Origin of the sequence: Bartonella sp. ML69XJBT (assembly GCF_028618515.1) — a bacterium.
Taxonomy (GTDB): Bacteria; Pseudomonadota; Alphaproteobacteria; order Rhizobiales; family Rhizobiaceae; genus Bartonella.
Genome location: NZ_JAQITB010000083.1, coordinates 1 through 2,569, shown reverse-complemented (window position 1 = coordinate 2,569; position 2,569 = coordinate 1). Strand labels below are relative to the sequence as shown.

Below are 2,569 nucleotides of genomic sequence, written 5' to 3'. Positions count from 1 at the left end.
AGTATTGGAACAGGAGCGTCTTGGGTTGTGAGTGGACATGTGATTGATGATGTCTGGGAAGGTGCTGGTCAATTCTGGGGAGGTGTTAGGGATTCTTTTATAGGGGATATAGATTACGTAAAAGAGAATCTTGAAAAAGCGGGGGTTGACGGAGCTTTTAATGCTGGTTTTGAAACTGGAAGATTATCAGCCGAAGTGCTAGAAAACTTTGCTGGAGGAGCTGGAGTAGTCAAGGGAGGCATAAAGCTTGGCGAAAAGGCTTTGATCAAATTCATGGCGAGGAAAGATTTTGCCCAATTCGCTTCCAAGAAAAATCTTGCAGAACTTGCAGCTCAAGGAGATCCTGACAAACTAGCTGCTAGGAAAGAACTAACTAAACTTGCTGCTAAAGAAAAAAAGAACTGGTTAAAAGGAAAACCCACTAAATTTACCGATAGCAAATTTGGTCAGACCTACACAGTTTATCGGAGAGACGACCTGTTTGATCCTTACAGAGTTTCTGATTGGAAAAATAACAAAAAAACGGTATGGGGCACTAATATTGATAGAATGAAAGCAAGAAGAGCACCTATAGGATATGATGGTAAGTCTGTTGAGTTGCATCACCTAAATCAAACCCCTGATGGACCCTTAGCAGAAATGAGCCATGAATTTCATAAAAAATATACTTCTGTTATTCATGCTAATCCAAAAACACATCAATCGCTCATAGATAGAAAAAAGTTTGAGAAGCAGAGAGAGGAATATTGGTATAAATTTGGTAATGAGTATGGAGAACAAAAAAACAGTAATTTAGGAGGAATAATTGATATGAGATGGGGTATTATAGGTCTAGATTTTAACAGATGGGGACAGGAGCATCAGCAGTAATGCCCTACGGTTGATGAAAAGAGAAAAAAGGGACTTATAGAATAATTTATGGAGAATAATTGATGAAAACCTACACCTTAGATGATGTTTTAGAATTAGTTGATAAATATAATGGTGATATTATCAATTTTGGTACTGAAGATGACGCAGTTGATGATCTCGTGATTGAAAGGGCGGAGAAAGCTCTCGGTTTACAATTCACATCGTCTTACAAGAGTTTTTTAGAACATTGTAAAGGCGGGGACATTGGTGGTGATGAAATCTATAGTCTTTATGAGTATCCTATAGGTGTTTCTGTTAATGACATTGTTTTTCAGAACTTAAATGATAGAAAAGATGGTTTTGCAACACCAGAACAGCTTGTTGTTAGTAGAACAGACTTTGGTGAAACCTTTTATTTTGATTATACGCAGTTTCGGGATGGAGAATGCCCACTCTATGTCATGCTTCCATCTGAAGATTGCGAATATTACGCTAGCAATTTTTATGAATTCCTTTGTAAAAGAATTAAAGAAAGCGCGGGAGAAGAGATACCTGATGGAGACCAACCAATTGAAAAGATTGAGAACACTCTCACTCCGCAACCTATCCCTTTTTACAAGAGCTTTTGGAAAAAACTATGGAAGAGGTGAAATTGATAGAGGAAATATGGAGCGTTTATCACGCAAGTTTTGAGGATCATCTATGAAAACCTATACTTTAGATGATGTTGCAGTATTAATTGATAAAGTAAATAAATATGATGATGATATTATCAATTTTGGTACTGCAGAGGATGCAGTTAGTGATGTACGGATTAAAGAGGCAGAAAAAACTCTCGGTTTACAGTTTACAACTTCTTATAAGGATTTTTTAAAAAATTATAAGGGAGGAGAAATTGGTTATGAGGAAATTTTTAGCATTTATAACGCAAGTTTTGAGGATCATCCTGCTGGTGATATTGTGCATAAAAACTTATATCATAGGAAACATGGTTTTGCGACATTAGAACAGCTTGTTGTCAGTAGAACTGATTTTGGTGAGACATTTTACTTTGATTATACTCAGTTTCAGGATGGTGAATGCCCACTCTACGTCAAGATTCCATCTGGAGCGTCACATTATTATGCAAGTAATTTTTATGAATTTCTCTGTAAAAGAATTAAAGAGCACGCAGGGGAAGATTCGTGAAAACTTACAATTTATCGGATGTTACACAATTAGTTAGTAAGTATAGCGATAGTGTTGATTTTGGCTCTACAGATGAAGCCGTTGATGATGTACTAATTGAAAAAGCAGAGGGGATTCTTAAATTGCAATTCACAACCTCCTACAAAAGTTTTTTAAAAAACTATGGAAGAGCGGAGATCTGTGGTGAGGAAATATTAAGTGTTTATAATACAAACTTTGAGATTATTCGTAGTGATGATATTGTTTATAAAAACTTAAATTATAGAAAAAATGGTTTTGCAACGCCACAGCAACTTATTGTTAGTAGAACCGATTTTGGAGAGACATTTTTCTTCGATTATTCTCAATTTCAGAATGGAGAATGTGCACTCTATTTTGATTTTCCACCCAAGGATCCACAATATTACGCAAGTAACTTCTATGAATTCCTCTGTAAAAGAATTATAGCTAATTTGGAATGACGCTTTTTGGCGGGCGGTTTCCTTTTGAAATACACTGTTAAAGCCGTCATTCTTTTTTGTTTTCAAAA

At 35.9% G+C, this 2,569-nt stretch carries 4 protein-coding genes; all 4 read left to right on the top strand.

Annotated features, from left to right (window positions below):
* Window positions 1-870, top strand: an 870-nt coding sequence (locus PVV68_RS10000) for an HNH/ENDO VII family nuclease (RefSeq protein WP_273783006.1), incomplete at its 5' end; no start/stop codon positions are given.
* Between the two features lie 62 nt (window positions 871-932).
* Window positions 933-1,502, top strand: a complete 570-nt coding sequence (locus PVV68_RS09995) for an SMI1/KNR4 family protein (RefSeq protein ID WP_273721998.1) — start codon at window positions 933-935, stop codon at window positions 1,500-1,502.
* 52 nt (window positions 1,503-1,554) lie between these two features.
* On the top strand, window positions 1,555-2,040 hold the full coding sequence (locus tag PVV68_RS09990) for an SMI1/KNR4 family protein (protein WP_273722000.1): 486 nt from the start codon (window positions 1,555-1,557) through the stop codon (window positions 2,038-2,040).
* Entirely contained in the window at window positions 2,037-2,501 is a 465-nt protein-coding gene (locus PVV68_RS09985) for an SMI1/KNR4 family protein (protein ID WP_273783005.1), read from the top strand. Before PVV68_RS09990 ends, PVV68_RS09985 begins: the two co-directional genes overlap by 4 nt.
* Window positions 2,502-2,569 lie beyond the last annotated feature (68 nt).